This window comes from Pseudoalteromonas sp. CuT4-3 (genome assembly GCF_035666335.1).
Classification (GTDB): Bacteria; Pseudomonadota; Gammaproteobacteria; order Enterobacterales; family Alteromonadaceae; genus Pseudoalteromonas; species Pseudoalteromonas atlantica.
In genome coordinates this window covers 1772157-1790888 of record NZ_CP142030.1, presented here as the reverse complement: position 1 = coordinate 1790888, position 18732 = coordinate 1772157, and the positions used below count along the sequence as shown (strand labels likewise).

Genomic DNA, 18732 nt, shown 5'->3' with positions numbered 1-18732 from the left:
ACAAATGCAATATAAAAAATAGCCAATTTGGCTTATAGTTAAGCGTAAGCAAATGAATTTGTTACCCGAGTTTTTAAAACGTGTTCGCTTAACAAGGATTTTATATGCTAGAAAAGCTATCTCAAGATGCCCTCGTTATTTGGGCCACTATTGACCCAATAGGGACTATGGCGCTTTTTGCTGCGCTGACTTCTCATTTAACTGATCAACAACGTCGTAAAACTGCGTTTAAAACTGTGCTATATGCAGGCGCTGTATTACTTGGCTCTATTTTAATAGGGCAGCTTATTTTAAATGCGATGGGTATACGGCTGGTATCGTTTCAGTTAGGGGGCGGGATAATTTTATTTTTGTTTGGCCTACAAATGATATTTGGCAATGATTCAAATAAAGCTAAACAAGACCCAGGGCACGATATTGCAGTGTTTCCGCTTGCTATACCGGCTACCGCCACACCAGGGGCTATTTTAGCCGTTATATTACTTACCGATAATCACATTCACCCAATTACAACCCAAATAGGCACAGCGTTAATTACACTGGCTGTGTTGGGTGTAACCCTAATTTTGTTGTTGCTGTCGGGCAAAATTATAAAGCTAATTGGTATTGGCGGTGCGTCTATTTTAACCCGCGTGATGGGGATGATACTGGCCGCTTTTTCTGTAGAGCTGATAATGACTGCACTTGAAGTTAAGCAGTGGGTAACGCTAGGGCCCTGATGAATCTTAAGGTTTGTTATAAAAAAGGCATGCACTGTATTTATATACAGTGCATGCCTTTTTGCTTATAATCGCTTTAATTAATACTTGTTTGCTAAGGCTAAAAAACTGACTTTACAACGCAATTAACTAAAGCAACAACCATTGCTGGTGGGTTTATAGTAAAAGAACACATCATACTAAGTTGTTATTAAATGCCTAACTTAGCCAAAGAGTGAAGGAGAATAAAAGTAGCCAATAAATAGGGGATAATTGGCTACTTAATTTAATAATTTTACCGGTTATTGATTGCTACTTAGTGCGCTTTAGGTTTAACAAGAAGGGCGATAGCTACAACGGCGCTTAAAATACTGCATATTATAAATACGTTATGTTCACCCCCAGGTATGTACTCCATAAACGAGGTAAAAAACTGACCGGAGAACACAGCCATTGTAAAATACGATAAGTTACGTCCGCGAACATTTTCTGGGCTTAGCTCTACGGTCATGTGGTTTAAAAGAGGAATGCTAAAACCAAAGCCAATACCAATTAATAGCGCGCCTAATACTAATATCAATGTACTTGATTGCATAAAGCAAAGGTATGATAAACCAAAGGCAAAAAATGCGATTGCTAATACACTTTTTTCACTAAGGCGTTTAGTTGCTTTAGGCATAAATCCCGCTGTAAATACCGCAATTAACGATATAAAAGCCAATAGTTGGCCTATTTCTGATTCATTAAAATTTAGTGCGTGCAAGGTAATAGGTAAAAGCACGGTTGAGGTAAAAAATATGGTCATAGCTAGGGTTGATACTATATACACCCCTTTAAGCGTTAATGCGTTTGAATTGCTCTTTTTTATTTGTTGAGTTTGCTCTGTGTTTTGGGCGTTCAATTGCTGCTTCCGGGGTACAAACATGAGCAACATAGCTAAAAATACCCAAGCAATTAAATACAAAGCAAGGGGTAATCCCCAATACATTGACGCTAAAACACCGCCTAAAAATAAAAATATAACGCCACCTAGCTCTATCGCCATGCCTTGTTTGGCAATCATATTCAGTCGGGCTTCGCCGCTGTACCACGTTGAAATTAATACGGTGCAACTTGCCATCACTATTGCTGTAATACCACCTAATGCAAAACGATTAATAAATACTAAGGTTGGGCCATGTAAAACGTAAGCACATGCACCCACTAATCCGTATAAAAATAAACCTATTATAAGTAAAGGGTATGCGCCGTACTTGTCTATTAACCTTCCGGCTAGGGGGGCAAATACCACCGCACCTAAAGAAGGTAAAGTAATTAATAATACGCTGTTGCTTTGTATGCCTAGGCCATCAGCAATGGTAACTAAACCCGGCGCTAATAGGGTGCCAACCATTATGGTTAAGCTGGCAATACATAGTAGAGTAAAATTACCGGCGGTTTTGAGTGAACTCATTTTCTCTCCATTAATTTTCGGGTGAATTTGTAAGCATGTTTACAGGCATTATTAATACGCAGCGCACACAGCTTTTATAAAGTGTTATAACAAATAATAGCGATTGTTAACGCATTCAAACATTTAATTTTTTTCATCATTTAACGTTTAAATTAAAAAAGCCCAGCATATAGCTGGGCTTTGTGTGTTGTTATGGTGGGAAATTAAAACTTGTATCTAAAACCAAATGCAATCCCGTCGTCTTCTGAGGCTTCCATTTGCGATTGCTGGTCTTTGTCTTCACTTTCAAAGTCGCTAACATCTTTACGGGCTTCAACGTAGGCAATGGTGTTTTCGTCAATTAAGTAATGAACACCAATCACAGCAAATTGACGTTTGAATACATCATTAGGAACGGTATTAAAGTTAGGTTGAATAACGTAATCGTCACCGGCATCTAAAATGTTATAAGCCAAGTGGGTTTTAAATTGAGTTTTTTTCATGTTGGATAAAAATAAAACGCTAGTGCAAAAACTCTAAAAAGCATTTTATATCATAAATATATACCCAGTTATCTGTTTTTTAAAATGCTTTGCGATAAACAATCGACTTATTAAGTTAAACGGGTTTTTTAATTAAAATTTAAACCCTGATATGGCACACAAATCGCGCTATTATTTTTAGCTAAGCACATTTTTTTAGTTGAATAAGCATTCACTGGCTTAATCACGTTTTTAGGCACTATTTGTTAGGCATTAATTTACGCCTTTAATGAGTGGAATAGGGCATAGTTCATACGCTTTCAACCTTAAACTTTCATAGAAAAAAAGCAGTATTTAGTTTAAACTGCGCGCAATTTAAATACATCATGTCCCCTTGGAGGGTAGCGCTATTATTAGTACAGCTAACATCACCATGCAATTTGGTGCTAAACCGTTATTTGAAAACATATCTGCAAAGTTTGGCGAAGGAAACCGTTACGGTTTAATTGGTGCAAATGGATGTGGTAAATCTACATTTATGAAAATCCTAAGTGGCGAACTAGAGCCCTCTGCAGGTAACGTAAGTACAGATCCAAATGAACGTGTAGCTAAACTAAACCAAGACCAGTTTGCTTACGAAGAATACTCTGTAATTGATACTGTAATCATGGGCCATAAAGAATTATGGGATATTAAACAAGAGCGCGATCGCATTTACTCATTACCAGAGATGAGTGAAGAAGACGGCATGAAAGTAGCCGATTTAGAAACTGAGTTTGCCGAAATGGACGGCTATTCAGCTGAGTCTAAAGCGGGTGAGCTTTTATTAGGGGTAGGTATTTCGACAGAGCAGCATTACGGCCCTATGTCTGAAATAGCACCCGGTTTTAAACTACGAGTGTTACTTGCGCAAGTACTGTTTTCTGACCCTGATATTATGCTACTAGATGAGCCAACCAATAACTTGGACATTTACACCATTAAATGGTTAGAAGATGTGCTTAATCAACGCGACTGCACCATGATCATCATCTCGCATGACCGTCACTTTTTAAACTCAGTATGTACGCACATGGCTGATATTGATTACGGCGAACTTCGTATTTACCCAGGTAACTACGATGAGTACATGTTTGCAGCAACACAAGCACGTGAGCGCCTATTAAGTGAAAACGCGAAAAAGAAAAGCCAAATTGCCGAACTACAACAGTTTGTATCGCGCTTTTCTGCAAACGCGTCAAAGGCAAAACAAGCAACGTCGCGTGCAAAACGTATTGATAAAATTCAGCTAGAAGAAGTAAAAGCCTCTTCTCGCCAATCTCCGTTTATTCGCTTTGAGCAAGAAAAACAGCTATTCCGTAATGCATTAGAAATGACTAACCTAAGCCAAGGTTTTGAAGACAATACGCTATTTTCAAATTTAGAAGGCTTAGTAGAAGTAGGCGAGCGCATTGCTATTATCGGTGAAAACGGTGTAGGTAAAACAACCTTACTTAATACTCTTGCTGGGCGTTTAGCACCTAAGTCGGGCGAGTTTAAGTGGTCTGAAAATGCCAATATTGGTTACTACGCGCAAGATCATGCTGACGAGTTTGAAAAAGACATGAACTTGTTTGAGTGGATGGAGCAATGGCAACAAGAAGGCGACGACGAGCAAGTGGTTCGTGGCTTTTTAGGACGCATGTTGTTTTCGCAAAACGATATTAAAAAGTCTGTAAAGGTTATTTCAGGTGGTGAACAAGGCCGTATGTTATTTGGTAAAATTATGATGCATAAACCAAACATACTGTTAATGGATGAGCCAACAAACCACATGGATATGGAGTCTATCGAGGCGTTAAACCTTGCATTAGAAGCGTACGAAGGCACATTATTGTTTGTATCGCACGATCGCCAGTTTGTATCATCGGTTGCCACCCGCATTTGGGAGATAAAAGACGGCCAGGTGATTGACTTTAGAGGCAACTACAGCGAATACCTAGCAAGCAAAGAAGTATAAGCACTTTGTAACTGCAACCCTTTAAAAGCCATGTTTAAACGTGGCTTTTTTTGTTTTTGTGAGTCGCAATTAAACTTGGTTTGGGTATAATACCCGCCTAAAACCGGACATAAGTCCGCTATTTTTAAAATACATTACTGAGGAGTATTTATGACTGTTGGCATTATTATGGGTTCTAAATCAGATTGGCCAACCATGGAACACGCAGCGCTCATGCTCGAAAAATTTGGTATTGAGTACGAAACAAAAGTGGTCTCTGCGCACCGCACTCCTCAACTCCTTGCAGATTATGCAAATTCAGCAGCAGATCGTGGCATAAAAGTGATTATTGCTGGCGCCGGTGGTGCTGCGCATTTACCGGGTATGGCAGCGGCATTTACATCGCTTCCTGTGCTTGGTGTACCGGTTAAATCTAAAGCCTTAAACGGTGTAGATTCATTGTTATCTATTTGCCAAATGCCAAAAGGCGTAGCCGTGGGTACACTAGCAATTGGTGAGCCAGGCGCTGCTAACGCAGGTTTACTTGCTGCACAAATTTTAGGGTGCCAAAACCCAGAAATTTTTGCAAAAATTGAAGCATTTCGTAAAGAGCAAACCGAGACTATCTTAGCTAACCCTAGTCCTGCAGAGTAAAAATGAAAATTTTAATTTTAGGTGCCGGCCAACTTGCGCGAATGATGAGCCTAGCAGGCGCCCCCCTTAATTTAAATGTGGTTGCGTACGATGTAGGCAGCCAAAAAATTATGCATCCGCTAACCGGTGAAATTTACACAACCACACTTGAGCAGGCAATTAGTGACGCTGATGCGATTACCGCAGAGTTTGAGCATATCCCCGATGATGTACTTACACTGTGCTGCAACAGTAATAAATTTTACCCAGGAAAAGCTGCCATTAAAACCGGTGGCGACCGCGCATTAGAAAAAGCGCTACTAGATAAAACAAACGTAGCGTGTGCACCGTATCAACTGATCACAGAAAAAGCGCATTTAGAATTAGCGGTTAAAACCCTAGGTAAACCGCTGGTTATTAAAACGTGCCAAGCAGGGTACGATGGTAAAGGGCAGTGGCGTTTAAAATCAGATGACCAAATAGAGCAAATTTGGTCAGAAATGGCTGATTTTATTGCCTCTGGCACACAGGATGCGCCCCACAGCATTATTGCTGAAAAAATGATCCCGTTTGACCGTGAAGTCTCTATTATTGGTGCACGCGATAAGCAAGGTAATGTGGCTATTTACCCAATTACTGAAAACGAGCACACCAACGGCGTGCTTACTTTGTCGATTGCGGGTAAAAATAACACGCTGGTTGAGCAGCAGGCCCATAGTGCATTTACAAAAATTGCCAACGAGCTTAATTATGTTGGCGTACTTGCCATTGAGTTTTTTGATGTAAACGGTACTTTACTGGTTAACGAAATTGCGCCGCGAGTTCATAACTCAGGGCACTGGACACAGCAAGGCTGCCATTGTTCGCAGTTCGAAAACCACATGCGAGCTGTAGCGGGTTTACCGCTAGGTAATACAGAGCTTAAGCATATTACCGCCATGATTAATGTGCTGGGCCAAGGATGTATTCCTACCGAGGTTTTAACAGTCAGTGATGTAACCAGCCACTGGTACGGAAAAACGGCAAAACCTGGACGTAAAATGGGGCATATTAATGTATCTGCAGATAACATTAATAATCTTGCCGATAAGCTTGGGCAACTTACCGATTATTTACCTGAGCAAGCGTACCCCGGCATTTTAAAAGCTGCTACTGCACTTATGCTAAGTGAGTAAAGGCTGCAATTAACTAATTAAATACCGGCTTAAGCCGGTATTTTTTTGTCATAAAAATAGGTATTAATTGTGTAATACTGGTAAAGTCTATTTTTTAATTTTTTGAAGTAAAAAAATGAAACTAAACATACTTTATGGCGCATTAGCCATTGCCGCTTCATTTAGTTTAAATGCTACAGCCAGCGAGAGCCTTCGTATTGCCACCTTTAATGTGAGTATGGATGCAACTAATCACACGCCAAAAGGCGAGCAAGTAAACCCCGATGCGCTAGTTAATGCTCTAAAATCAAACCACCAGCAAATAAAAAATATAGCCGAAATAATTCAGCGTGTTCGCCCTGACATTATTTTATTAAACGAGTTTGACTACGTACCAAAAGCGCAAGGTATAGATTATTTTAAACGCCAGTTTTTAAATGTAAGCCAAAATAAACAAGACCCCATTGATTACCCATACAGTTTTATTGCCCCTGTAAATACAGGCCTTGCTACTGAGTTTGACCTTGATAACAACGGTAAAAAAACCGCTGTAATGGGCGATGCGCAAGGTTTTGGTTTTTTTGAAGGGCATTACGCAATGGCTATTTTATCTAAATACCCCATTAACCTTGAGAAACTGCGCACGCTTCAAACGTTTAAATATAAAGATATGCCTAATGCGCAAATGCCAATAGACCCAAAAACAAAAGAGAATTGGTATAACACGCAAGAATGGCAAGCGCTTAGGCTTAGCTCTAAATCGTTTTGGGATGTACCTGTTGTAGTTAACAATAAAACAGTGCATGTACTTGCCTCGCACCCAACACCGCCGGTGTTTGATGGCGACGAAGACAGAAACGGCAAACGTAATCATGACGAAGTTAGGTTAATTGCCGATTATGTTGCTAATAAAGCCTATATTTACGACGATAACGGCCAAAAAGGCGGATTAAAAGCAAGCTCTCGGTTTGTTATTTTAGGTGACTTAAACGCCGCGCCTGAAGGGGATAAAGCACGGGTTGAAACCACTAATCAAATTTTAAATAACCCACTTATAAATTCGCAATTTATACCGCAAAGCGCCGGTGCTAAAGAGCAATACCCGCAGCCATATGCAAAGTACTTTACCGCTAACTGGCAGGCGCGTGTAGATTATGTTTTACCCTCTACCTATGGGTTTAAAATACACGATGGTGGGGTGTTTTGGCCCACTAAAAACAGCGAGCAATATAGATTAATAAAAGATAGAAACGCATCGAGCGATCACCGATTGGTGTGGCTCGATTTGCTAATAGAGTAAACTCAGCTTTACCGTGAAAATGCGTTATTTATCTTAAAAAATTGCAATAACTCAAGTGCTTCTGCTTAAATACGGCTCAATTATAATAACCGTATAGAAGCACTATGATTTTTAACCTATCGTCATCAAAAACATTAGTAGCGCTTGCTGTAACCTCTAGCATTATGCTTGCAGGTTGTAGTGCTACCGCTAATACCTCTTCATCACAGCAAAGCGCTTTACCAGCAACTCCCGTTGCTGCGGTTGTAAACACACCTGCTGATGCTGGCTCGCAAAATATTACGCTAGAACAAGCCATGGCAAATCCTGATTGGATAGGCAACCAGCCTAAAAATGCGTACTGGGCAAGTGATTCAGCCACCATTATTTTTGCTCAAAAGCAGCAAGGCAGTAACCTAAACGATATTTATAGCCAGCCAATTAACAGCAAAAAAGCGATGCAAGTTTCACTTGATAAACTGCATACTGTAGGTGCTTCTAAAGCGGTTTATTCATCAGATAGAACACTTCAAGCTTATACCTTTAAAGGCAATGTATTTGTTAAAAACCTTACAACGGGTGAACTTAAACAAATAACAGCCACCTCAGCTAATGAGTCTAAACCACAGTTTTTAAACAATGGCGATTTAGTTTACCGCCAAGGTAATGTGTTTTTTAAAGTTGATTTAAAAACAGGGCTAAGTACAGAGCTTGCTAACTTAAAATTGGCCGATGAGCCAAAAGGCTTACAAGAGCCAACTAGTTACATAGCAAAAGAGCAGCATAAACTGATTGAGTTTGTGGCGCTGCAACATAAAAACAAACAGGATACACAAACACGCAATGAGCAAATAAACGCGCAAAATAGCTCCATTGCTAACACCGCTTTTTATTTAGGTGATGGCAATGTAATTAAAGAGGCGCAACTATCGCCAAACGGTGATGCTTTAATTGTTGTGCTGCAAAAGCAGCAATCGTGGCGTGATAAAGGCGATATTATGCCTAACTACATCACCGATGATGCCACTATTGAGCCTAAAAAAGTGCGCCGTCGTGTGGCTGATGCAAAAGAGCAAACATCATCGGTGATACACATTAACCTTGTAGATAAAACACAAACGCCACTGAGCTTTGATACGCTACCGGGCTTTGATGAAGATGTTTTAGCCGAGGTTAAAAAAGAAAACTTCGCGCGTGATGGTAAAACGTATAAATCTAAAAAAGCGCCACGCGGTATTAACTTAATTACTAATTGGGGTTTAAACCAAGCCCCCATAGTGTGGAACGATGACGGCACGCAAGTTGCCATTATGCTAGAGGCGTGGGATAACAAAGACCGCTGGATAGCCACAATCGACTTTGATAAAAACGAGCTTGTGTCGCAGCACCGCCTACATGATGATGCTTGGATAGCTTACGCGTTTAACAATTTTGGCTGGTTACATAATTCAAACACCCTGTATTACTTATCAGAAGAGTCGGGCTATAGTCAGCTTTACAAAAAACCGCTTAACGGCAAAGCAACCGCTTTAACTAGTGGCCAGTTTGAAGTATCGGACATTACGTTAACTCATGATAATAGCGCTATTTATTACAAGGCAAACGTAGAGCACCCAGGTCTTTACGAAATTTACCGTGTTAATCCACAAACAGGTAAAAATGAGCAAGTGACAGACCTTAACGGTATGACCGACTACACGTTAAGCCCAGACGAAAGTAAATTACTGCTTAAGCACTCTAAAATAACAATGCCAACAGAGCTTTTTGTTGCCGATGCTAAAGCAAACACCACTGCTACACAGCTCACCCATACGGTGTCGGATGAATTTTTAGCTAAAAAGCTCACCGCACCTAAAATTGTTGCCGTGCCATCTAGCCACACAGAGCAACCTATTTATGCCAAGGTGTATTACCCAAGTGACTATGTAGAAGGTGAAACAGGCAAAACCCGTAAAGCGGTTATTTTTAACCACGGAGCAGGGTATTTACAAAACTCACACATGGGGTGGTCTGTGTATTTTCGTGAGTTTATGTTTCATTCATTACTTGCCGATGAAGGTTACATAGTGATGGATATGGATTACCGCGCTTCTAAAGGTTATGGCCGCGATTGGCGTACTGCGATTTATCGTCAAATGGGTACACCTGAAACGCAAGATTTAGCAGATGGCGTTAAATGGATGGCGCAAAACGCAAATGTTGATACCAACGCAGTAGGCACATACGGTGGCTCATACGGCGGGTTTATGACCTTTATGGCGCTATTTACTGCCCCTGAGCTATTTCAATCTGGGGCAGCACTTCGTCCAGTAACCGATTGGGCGCATTACAACACCGCTTACACGGCTAATATTTTAAATCACCCAGATGTAGATCCCATAGCGTATGAGCGCAGCTCGCCAATTTATTACGCTGAGGGCTTAAACAAGCGCTTATTAATTAACGCACCTATGGTTGACGATAACGTGTTTTTTCAAGACTCAGTACGTTTAGTACAGCGATTAATTGAACTTGAAAAACAAAACTTTGAAACAGCTATCTTCCCGGTAGAGCCGCATGGCTTTGTACAGCCGTCAAGCTGGTTAGATGAATACCGCCGTATTCATAAATTATTTAAAGAAACACTTTAATCTTAAATTTTTAAATTAAAGTATAAAAACAAAAACGCCGCGTTAACTAACGCGGCGTTTTATTAATATTGAAAAGCCTAATCGCTATTTTTTTAAGTATTTAATTGCTAAAGGTATGCCAAGCAATGTGCCGCCCACCGCGCCAATTAAGTGCGCATCAATGGCAACGGTTGAATCAATTAATTGGCCAATACTGGCATCGGGGCCGTTTACTTGCTCCATTATTATTTTTATCCACACACCTATAAATAATAAATAACCCGATTTAAGTGACAGGGTAATGTCTTTCACCGCTCCCCAAATAATGACACCATGCAATAGGGCGCTTAACCCCGTGTATATAGATATAGCAGGGCAAAACCATAATACGCCGAGCCCACACCACAGTGCTAAAAAACACACATTAAAGGCATAACGCGCAGGTGATGTGTATTCGCCATGCAGTAACCAAATTAAAAATATGCCTAATGCGTTTAATCCTAAATGCGCCCAGTTAGCATGTACAAATTGACTGGTAAACACTCGCCAAACTTCGCCGTTTTCAATGAGCGCTCGGTTAAATTCAAGTAAATTATTTAAATCAAATGCAGCAAAAACAATACTAAAAAGCATCAAAAATAATGGCGGAAGTAAATAACGAGGTTGTAGCGGTAAATTAAGCATTTTATTATGTTTTTTTAGTCAAAATTTTTGCATATTGTGCCCGTTTAACTTTAAGATGCCAAATACAACTACGTAATTAAGTGTTTTTAGTATTTTTATGCATTTTAAACTTAAGTCATTATTTACTATTGGTTTGTTTGCAGTAACGCTGCCAACAATAGCAAAAGAACCTGCAAAATTAGAAATTCGCGAGCCAGAAGCCACCACCTCAATTGTACAAAAACAATTAGTAACTGGTGATCAATACATGGTGGCCGCGGCCAACCCGTATGCCTCACAAGCTGGACAACAGATTTTAGCTAAAGGCGGAAGCGCGGTAGATGCGGCAATTGCAACGCAATTAGTGCTTACCTTAGTTGAACCACAATCATCGGGCATTGGTGGTGGTACATTTATGATGTACTACAACAAAGCCGATAACCTACTTACAAGCTTTGATGGCCGTGAAACCGCGCCACAAAATGCTGACGAAAATCTGTTTTTAGATAAACACGGTAAAGCCGTTAAGTGGATTGAAGCAGTTGTTGGCGGTCGCTCTGTGGGTGTGCCAGGTATTTTGCACGCCTTTGCAAGTGCGCATCAACAATACGGTAAACTTGCGTGGAGCGAGTTATTTAAACCCGCTATTAAACTTGCCGAGCAGGGCTTTGAGGTATCGCCACGTTTACACGGTTTATTGGCACGCCAATTAAACCCAGGTGTAATGAGTATGCCGGTGATTAACGAGTACTTTTACCCTAATGGCGAATTAATTAAAGCCGGTACGATTAAAAAAAATCAGCCCTTAGCTAATTTATACAAAGACATTGCTAAACAAGGCATTGATGCATTTTATAAAGGCGATAACGCTAAGCAAATGGTAAACGCAGTGCAAAATTCAAAAATTGCACCGGGTACATTAAGCGAATCAGACCTGGCTAATTACAAAAGCAAGCAACGCGACGCGGTATGTATTAAATACCGTGCTTATAATGTGTGCTCTATGGCACCACCGAGCAGTGGTGGTGTAGCGGTATTACAAATTTTAGGCTTGCTTGAACACAAAGACATGAGCGCGCTTAAACCTAATAGCGAAGAGGCAATTCATTACTTTAGCCAAGCCTCACGCATAGCATTTGCCGATCGCAATATGTACATGGGCGACCCAGATTTTACACAAGTGCCTACCAAAGAGCTGTTAAATAAAAAGTACATTGCATCGCGCGCCAAGCTTATTACTGAGCAAGACACAAAAGCAGTAGCTGGTAACCCAGTAGGCTATTTAAGCTACGCAAAAGATGATTCTTTTGAGTTGCCATCAACATCGCATGTATCCATTGTAGATAGCTTTGGTAATGCCGTATCAATGACCAGTTCAATTGAAATGGCGTTTGGCTCAACTGTGATGGTTAATGGCTTTATTTTAAATAACCAATTAACCGATTTTGCGCTTTCGCCACGCATTGACGGCAAATTAGTAGCTAACCGCGTTGAGGCGGGCAAACGCCCACGCAGCTCTATGTCGCCAGTAATGGTGTTTAACAACGACGGCAGCTTACGCTTAGTGGTTGGCTCGCCAGGTGGCAGCCGTATCATTGATTACGTAGCGCAAGTGGTTATTGGTGTACTGGATTGGAATTTATCGGCACAAGAGGCGATTAACCTGCCAAGAACCACCAATCGTAACGATTACACGAGCCTTGAAAAAGGCACCGCGCTTGAAGCCATAGCCCCACAATTAACTAAACGCGGCCATGCGGTACGCGTACTTGATTTAAACTCTGGCTTACATGCCGTAGAAGTTAAAAACAATAAATTGTATGGCGGTGCCGATCCGCGCCGTGAAGGGGTTGCTTTGTCGGATTTAACTGACAAAAACGCCACTATCAAATTTTAATTTATGTATAATAGCCATGCAGGCAGTGAAGCCTGCATGTGTTTTCTCTCAATGGTCTGACAAGCTTAATTGTCATTGCAATTTAACCTTTTACAATGATAATGGCAGATCATAACTTAAGACTCCGTTAAAGCCTGGAAATATGACAACTAATACTGATCCTAACTACCTTTATATTCCTTACTCTGGCCCTGGCCTAATTGAAACTCCGCTTTTAAACAAAGGCAGCGCGTTTAGTAAAAAAGAACGCGAAAACTTTAACCTTGCGGGTTTGCTTCCTCCACGTTTTGAAACAATTGAAGAGCAGGTTGAGCGTTGTTATCAGCAGTATTCAAGCTTTAACGATAACTTAAACAAGCATATTTACTTGCGTGCCATTCAAGATAACAACGAAACACTTTACTACCGTTTAGTGCGTGATCATCTTGAAGAAATGATGCCAATTATTTACACGCCAACGGTTGGTGATGCCTGTGAAAAATTCTCAGATATTTACCGCAGTGCGCGTGGCTTATTTATTTCGTACGAAGATCGCTATCAAATTGACGACATTCTACGTAACGCCACCAAAGGCAAAGTAAAAGTAATTGTGGTTACCGATGGCGAACGTATTTTAGGCCTAGGCGATCAGGGTATTGGTGGTATGGGTATTCCTATTGGTAAATTATCACTTTACACAGCGTGTGGTGGTATTAGCCCAGCGTACACATTACCTGTAATGCTTGATGTTGGTACTAACAACGAAAAACTGCTTAATGACCCTATGTACATGGGTGCGCGTCATAAGCGTATTGCGCAAGATGAATACGATGAGTTTTTAGACTTATTCATTAAAGCGGTTAAACGTCGCTGGCCAAATGTATTACTGCAGTTTGAAGATTTTGCTCAGCCAAACGCTATGCCTTTACTTAAGCGCTACCGTAACGAAATTTGTAGCTTTAATGATGACATTCAAGGTACAGCAGCGGTAACTGTAGGCTCTTTATTAGCTGCGTGTCGTGTTAAAGGCTCAACCCTTAGTGAGCAAAAAGTGGTATTTGTTGGCGCAGGCTCAGCCGGTTGTGGTATAGCTGAGCAAATTATTAGCCAAATGGTGTTTGAAGGTATTAGCGAAGCACAAGCGCGCAGCCAAGTATTTATGGTTGACCGTTTTGGCCTACTCACTGAAGGTATGGAAGGCTTACGCGATTTCCAACAAGCACTAGCGCAACCACAAGCTGCATTAAGCGAGTGGACTTACAGCGGCGAATACGCTTCATTATTAGATGTAATGCACTGTGCAGCACCTGATATTTTAATTGGTGTATCGGGTCAACCGGGTTTATTTACCGAGCAAGTTATCCGCGCTATGCACTCAGGCTGTGAGCAGCCGATAATTTTCCCATTAAGTAATCCATCTAAGCAGGTTGAAGCACACCCAGCTGATGTTATTAAATGGACTGAAGGTAAAGCACTTGTAGCAACGGGTAGCCCATTTGAGCCAGTAGAATTTAATGGTGAAGTGTTCCCAATTCCACAGTGTAACAACAGTTATATTTTCCCAGGTATTGGCCTAGGTGTAATTGCAGCAAAAGCAACACGCATTACCGATGCAATGCTGAGCATGTCGAGCGAAATGCTTGCTGAGTCATCACCACGTGCAAACACCGGTAAAGGCAGCTTATTACCTGCACTGACTGAAATTGAAACATTAAGTAAGCGTATTGCATTTGCAGTGGCTAAAAAGGCAATTGAAGAGGGCGTAGCTCTTGAGATTAGCGACGATGCACTGTGGGCTGCTATTGATAGAAATTACTGGTTACCTAAATACCGTAACTACAAACGTTGTAGCATTTAATTACGCTGAGTAACGTAAAGTAAATAAGGCTGTACATTGCGTTACAGCTAGTTACAAAAAACAGGCAATTGCCTGTTTTTTTGTGCTTGTTCATTTATTGTTAACCACGTAGGCTCTTTAATGGTGACAACAAAAATACAATGGATAATGCAATGAAAACACACATTCTTTTATTAAGTAGCGCAATTGCCTTAAGTACTTTAAGCGTTGATGCGCATGCAAACTCAACACCTAATGCTCCTCATATTTATGTTAAAGGTGAAGCAACCGTAACCACTATGCCTGATTACGTACAATTAAGCGTAGGTATTGTAGAAATAGATAAAGACCTAATTGATGCTAAAAACAAAGCCGATAAAACTATGGCTAAAGCTATCAAATTAGTAAAAGAGCTTGGCATTAAAGACGGTAATATTAATGCAGGGCATATTTCTATAAATCGCGAAAGCCAATACAACAGAAGCTCTGGAGAGCAAGAATTTAAAGGCTTTAGAGTGTCGCGTACGTTAAGCGTTAAACTCTCGCAAATCGAAAAATACCCTCAGCTGTTACAAAACCTAGTAAATAACGGCATTAACCAAATAAACCAAACGCAATTTTTAGCGAGTAACTATGAAGAGCTGCACAAACAGGCGCAAAAACTGGCCATTCAAGATGCCCGCAAAGCCGCCAAAGAATTAAGTGCCGATTACGGCGTTGAGCTAAAAGGGTTATATACGGCATCGCTAAGCCCGATGAACGTACCTGCTCAGCCTTATGCACGCTCAGAAAAAACAATGATGGTAGCAGATAGCGCACCCGGTAATTTTGTTCCTGATGCGTATCATGCTGGAGAAATTAAAGTAACAGCGTCTAGCTATGCGGTTTACTTTATTGACTAGTATGTTGGCAGGTAAAACGAGCCACTAGTTTATCCCCTTGTGGCTTGCTAATACGTGCAATAGCGTTAAGCATGTTGGTAATTTCTTGTCTGTCGTATTCGTTACTTACATGCTCGTTTATGTCATCTACAATGGCATTTAAGTAATTAAATAGGCTGTTTCGGGCTGCATCATTGCCATGCGCTACAAACAATATATTTTTAAATGCCTCTAAAACGTTTGTCATTACATACGCATCGCCTTTTGCGTAATTACGCAGTGGCGTAAAGTTATCGTGCAGTAACTCATCAAAACTGGTTTCGTGTATAAAGAGTAACGGGGCGTTGTCGCTGTGTTTAAACGAATAATTTGTATCGTTAAGCGACAGGCGCTCAATTAACAAAATACTCAGCATATCTATCGATTTAACCGCTGTACCTGGGTCATTAATACCTGGGCTCATTGCTTTAACGGCAATTTCTGAAATTTGCGTTAATCCATAACGGTAATGATCGCTAATGTACTCTTCTATATAAAAAATAAAGCAGTCTAAAATTTTAGCGATAAGTTCTTCGTTGTTAGAAATGTCTTTATCGCATTTTAAAAACGGATAGCCTTTAACGGTAAAGTAACCTTGGTTTACCGAGATATACACCCGAATATTTTCCTCGGCTAATATGGCGCATAACTTATCTGTATGCACCCCTTTGTAATAACCCTCGGTAGTACTATTAACTGAGTGCCACTGTGTAAAATCAGGAAAGTCAGTGAACGGTTTTTCTGATTGCCTATCGACAATGGCTTTAATTTCGCGTTTAGTTTGGCTAAATAAACCGTTAAGTACATTATCTACTTGAATGGCTTTAGATATTGAATGAATAAAAAATACAAACAAACCAAGCGATACTAAGCCAAACACCAATGACAGCAGCACCCCAAGCGATGGGATAGCGGTATCGCCACCTTCAAGTTTATTAATATTAATGAGCATAATAATTGAGTAAATTATGCTACCTAAATAAAAGCCCAATACCATTTGATGCGACTTACGGGTAATAAGCCCAGGTACAACCCGCGGAGATAAACTGGCGCTGGCCGAATTTAAAACCACCATCACCATAGAAAAACTAAACACCGTAAGCGATATAATACTGCCTGCTAGGGTGCTTAAAATGGTGCGGGCATTTTCGGCGCTATCTACCAGCACAACAGATATAAACGCCTTGAGCTGCTCTACAGGCGCTATGTATTCAAGCGACATGGTAATTACAGCAAAAAGTAAAAAGCCAACCGAAAGTACAGAAGGGTAAAAGCCAATGCTGTTGATCATTTCACGATAGCGGTCGGCTACTTTGCGAGGGACAAACATAAATTCCTTTCATTGCGTTATAAAATTCAACTAATACACACTGTAGCATAGTTACTAAGTAAACTTATGATTGTGCAAAACTATGTTATTATTGCCAAAAATAAAACAGGACAACACCGTGATAGTTTCTACGTATGCTGCGCTTTTAGCGTTTTATTATATTTATTTAAGTTTTAATGTGATCAAAGTGCGCCGCAGCGAACAAGTGTCGCTTGGCGATAACGGCAACCCTAAATTACAACGTGCTGTGCGTGCCCATGCTAATTTTATGGAATACGCCCCCTTTGCGATTATTTTGCTTTTTTTAGCCGAATACCAAGGCCTTGCCAGCCATTATTGTAATATTTTAGGGGGCGCATTATTAATAGGGCGCGTTTTTCACAATTTAGGCATTGTTGAAAACAATCTTAAATATCGCCAAATTGGTACCATTGCCACCTTTTTAGTGATGGTTATTAGTGCCTTTTTATTGCTTGTAACACGCAATAGTTAGTAATAGCTGTTATGAGTAAAATATTTATAATAGGGCTTCCGCGTACAGGCACCACCAGTGTATGCCACGCTTTTTTAGAGTTTGGCATTGCCACGGCGCACACTGCGTACACCTCGTATTGTTTTGAAAACGCCACAGCCATAGCCGATACCCCTGTTTTTAATGACTACCGAGCATTAGATAGCCATTACCCCGGCGCTAAATTTATATATTTAGCGCGCGAAAAAACACCCTGGGTTGCCTCAATTAGGCAGTTGCTGCTGCGAATGCATACTAATTTAACGCGCCCAGACGGTGGTTTTAATATTCATATAAAACGCTGTTACTTAACGACCTTTACTGACTTATCGATTGATAATATTAACCAAGATGATTATTTAACAAAGTGCTACAACACACATTTAGCAAACGCGCGTGAGTATTTTAAGCACCGCAGTAACGACTACTTAGAAATTGATATAGCAAAGCCACAAAGTTTTGCCCAGCTTACTGCGTTTTTAGACATTAAAAGCGAGCGCACCGACTTTGAAAAAATGAACATAGGCGGCAAAGTGACCGCATGGAATGATATTAAACACCCGTTAAAAATTGACTCAACAGCAAAAGGGCGCATAGATAAGCATTTACCTTATATGCGTTAATTTTGCTCTGCGCTGCAAGATTTTTACTATTAAATACGCTAAAATCCCCGCATTATTTTTTAAGTAGTACAAAAAATGTTTGAATTAAAATACAACACCCCCTTTGAATGGACCGAAGCGGTTTTAGCCGACTTTAATACGTTTTTACAAGACCACGCTGCCGCTGAGAAAAAGGCATCGGGCATGGCTATTTCTATGCTGTCTCATTACCCAGACAAACATAAACTGGTAAAAGCCATGACCGATTTAGCGCTTGAGGAGTTAATCCACTTTAAACAAGTGCTTAAACTGCTTATTGAACGCGATACTAATTTAGGTGATGACAAAAAAGATCCATACATAAAACAAATACGCGCTTTATTTAGACATGGCCGTGATGGATTTTTAATGGATAGATTACTGGTTGGCGGCGTTATTGAAGCCCGCGGCCACGAGCGTTTTTCATTGGTTGCCCAAGCATTACCAGAGGGTAAAGAAAAAGACTTTTATGTGGCGATTGCTAAATCAGAAGAAAAACATAAAAACTTATTTGTAGAGTTAGCGTACGAATACTTTGATAAAGATGAAGTTGATGTTCGTTTAGAAGAGCTACTAGTCGCTGAAGCCGAAATTTGTAAAAACATTCCTTTTACTGCCGCACTGCATTAATACTTTTGGCACAAAGCACTGCTTTGTGCCTTCTCTCCTAACTTCATTTGCATTTTGCA

15 protein-coding genes and 1 pseudogene are annotated in these 18732 nt (G+C 40.5%); 12 read left to right on the top strand and 4 right to left on the bottom strand.

The window, feature by feature from the left end:
- Positions 1-104: 104 nt before the first annotated feature.
- Positions 105-719: a MarC family protein gene (locus VOI46_RS08085; RefSeq protein WP_004586612.1), complete on the top strand. Its 615-nt coding sequence runs from the start codon at positions 105-107 to the stop codon at positions 717-719.
- A gap of 295 nt (positions 720-1014) precedes the next feature.
- Here the strand turns inward: VOI46_RS08085 and VOI46_RS08080 are convergent, their stop codons facing one another.
- Entirely contained in the window at positions 1015-2151 is a 1137-nt protein-coding gene (locus tag VOI46_RS08080; protein ID WP_004586611.1) for an MFS transporter, read from the bottom strand.
- Between the two features lie 203 nt (positions 2152-2354).
- Positions 2355-2606 (bottom strand): annotated as a pseudogene (locus VOI46_RS08075) (porin); the annotation flags it as partial.
- 415 nt (positions 2607-3021) lie between these two features.
- On the opposite strand from VOI46_RS08075, the gene VOI46_RS08070 reads away from it, so the two are divergent.
- The 5 genes from VOI46_RS08070 to VOI46_RS08050 all read left to right on the top strand — a co-directional run bounded on the left by VOI46_RS08070 (position 3022) and on the right by VOI46_RS08050 (position 10286).
- On the top strand, positions 3022-4611 hold the full coding sequence (locus VOI46_RS08070) for an ABC-F family ATPase (RefSeq protein ID WP_083901794.1): 1590 nt from the start codon (positions 3022-3024) through the stop codon (positions 4609-4611).
- A 150-nt stretch (positions 4612-4761) separates the two neighbouring features.
- Positions 4762-5244, top strand: coding sequence for a 5-(carboxyamino)imidazole ribonucleotide mutase (gene purE / locus VOI46_RS08065; RefSeq protein ID WP_004586608.1), 483 nt, complete (start codon positions 4762-4764; stop codon positions 5242-5244).
- Positions 5245-5246: 2 nt separating this feature from the next.
- Complete coding sequence (locus VOI46_RS08060; protein ID WP_004586607.1) at positions 5247-6398, top strand: 5-(carboxyamino)imidazole ribonucleotide synthase; 1152 nt, start codon at positions 5247-5249, stop codon at positions 6396-6398.
- Positions 6399-6513: 115 nt separating this feature from the next.
- Positions 6514-7677: an endonuclease/exonuclease/phosphatase family protein gene (locus VOI46_RS08055; RefSeq protein WP_004586606.1), complete on the top strand. Its 1164-nt coding sequence runs from the start codon at positions 6514-6516 to the stop codon at positions 7675-7677.
- Positions 7678-7781: 104 nt separating this feature from the next.
- Positions 7782-10286, top strand: a complete 2505-nt coding sequence (locus tag VOI46_RS08050) for a prolyl oligopeptidase family serine peptidase (RefSeq protein ID WP_004586605.1) — start codon at positions 7782-7784, stop codon at positions 10284-10286.
- 84 nt (positions 10287-10370) lie between these two features.
- Here the strand turns inward: VOI46_RS08050 and rrtA are convergent, their stop codons facing one another.
- Positions 10371-10949, bottom strand: a complete 579-nt coding sequence (gene rrtA / locus VOI46_RS08045; protein WP_004586604.1) for a rhombosortase — start codon at positions 10947-10949, stop codon at positions 10371-10373.
- 97 nt (positions 10950-11046) lie between these two features.
- On the opposite strand from rrtA, the gene ggt reads away from it, so the two are divergent.
- The 3 genes from ggt to VOI46_RS08030 all read left to right on the top strand — a co-directional run bounded on the left by ggt (position 11047) and on the right by VOI46_RS08030 (position 15543).
- Entirely contained in the window at positions 11047-12825 is a 1779-nt protein-coding gene (gene ggt, locus VOI46_RS08040) for a gamma-glutamyltransferase (protein ID WP_004586603.1), read from the top strand.
- Positions 12826-12967: 142 nt separating this feature from the next.
- Entirely contained in the window at positions 12968-14662 is a 1695-nt protein-coding gene (locus tag VOI46_RS08035) for an NAD-dependent malic enzyme (RefSeq protein WP_004586602.1), read from the top strand.
- Positions 14663-14814: 152 nt separating this feature from the next.
- Positions 14815-15543: an SIMPL domain-containing protein gene (locus tag VOI46_RS08030; protein ID WP_004586601.1), complete on the top strand. Its 729-nt coding sequence runs from the start codon at positions 14815-14817 to the stop codon at positions 15541-15543.
- On the opposite strand, the gene VOI46_RS08025 is transcribed toward VOI46_RS08030, so the two are convergent.
- The gene (locus VOI46_RS08025; RefSeq protein ID WP_004586600.1) at positions 15533-16891 is read right to left on the bottom strand and encodes a DUF2254 domain-containing protein; all 1359 of its coding nucleotides are present in this window, start codon (positions 16889-16891) and stop codon (positions 15533-15535) included. The genes VOI46_RS08030 and VOI46_RS08025 overlap by 11 nt on opposite strands.
- A gap of 118 nt (positions 16892-17009) precedes the next feature.
- Here VOI46_RS08025 and VOI46_RS08020 point away from each other — a divergent pair, with 118 nt between their 5' ends.
- The 3 genes from VOI46_RS08020 to VOI46_RS08010 all read left to right on the top strand — a co-directional run bounded on the left by VOI46_RS08020 (position 17010) and on the right by VOI46_RS08010 (position 18673).
- Positions 17010-17384: an MAPEG family protein gene (locus VOI46_RS08020; protein ID WP_004586599.1), complete on the top strand. Its 375-nt coding sequence runs from the start codon at positions 17010-17012 to the stop codon at positions 17382-17384.
- A gap of 11 nt (positions 17385-17395) precedes the next feature.
- Complete coding sequence (locus VOI46_RS08015) at positions 17396-18025, top strand: sulfotransferase (protein WP_004586598.1); 630 nt, start codon at positions 17396-17398, stop codon at positions 18023-18025.
- A gap of 75 nt (positions 18026-18100) precedes the next feature.
- Complete coding sequence (locus VOI46_RS08010) at positions 18101-18673, top strand: tRNA-(ms[2]io[6]A)-hydroxylase (protein WP_004586597.1); 573 nt, start codon at positions 18101-18103, stop codon at positions 18671-18673.
- The last annotated feature ends 59 nt before the right edge of the window (positions 18674-18732 follow it).

Bases quoted from the DNA above. Each gene is read 5' to 3' on its own strand.
- VOI46_RS08085 (WP_004586612.1), top strand. From the start codon at position 105: ATGCTAGAAAAGCTATCTCAAGATGCCCTCGTTATTTGGGCCACTATT.
- VOI46_RS08080 (WP_004586611.1), bottom strand. From the start codon at position 2,151: ATGAGTTCACTCAAAACCGCCGGTAATTTTACTCTACTATGTATTGCC.
- purE (WP_004586608.1), top strand. From the start codon at position 4,762: ATGACTGTTGGCATTATTATGGGTTCTAAATCAGATTGGCCAACCATG.
- VOI46_RS08060 (WP_004586607.1), top strand. From the start codon at position 5,247: ATGAAAATTTTAATTTTAGGTGCCGGCCAACTTGCGCGAATGATGAGC.
- VOI46_RS08055 (WP_004586606.1), top strand. From the start codon at position 6,514: ATGAAACTAAACATACTTTATGGCGCATTAGCCATTGCCGCTTCATTT.
- VOI46_RS08050 (WP_004586605.1), top strand. From the start codon at position 7,782: ATGATTTTTAACCTATCGTCATCAAAAACATTAGTAGCGCTTGCTGTA.
- rrtA (WP_004586604.1), bottom strand. From the start codon at position 10,949: ATGCTTAATTTACCGCTACAACCTCGTTATTTACTTCCGCCATTATTT.
- ggt (WP_004586603.1), top strand. From the start codon at position 11,047: ATGCATTTTAAACTTAAGTCATTATTTACTATTGGTTTGTTTGCAGTA.
- VOI46_RS08035 (WP_004586602.1), top strand. From the start codon at position 12,968: ATGACAACTAATACTGATCCTAACTACCTTTATATTCCTTACTCTGGC.
- VOI46_RS08030 (WP_004586601.1), top strand. From the start codon at position 14,815: ATGAAAACACACATTCTTTTATTAAGTAGCGCAATTGCCTTAAGTACT.
- VOI46_RS08025 (WP_004586600.1), bottom strand. From the start codon at position 16,891: ATGTTTGTCCCTCGCAAAGTAGCCGACCGCTATCGTGAAATGATCAAC.
- VOI46_RS08015 (WP_004586598.1), top strand. From the start codon at position 17,396: ATGAGTAAAATATTTATAATAGGGCTTCCGCGTACAGGCACCACCAGT.
- VOI46_RS08010 (WP_004586597.1), top strand. From the start codon at position 18,101: ATGTTTGAATTAAAATACAACACCCCCTTTGAATGGACCGAAGCGGTT.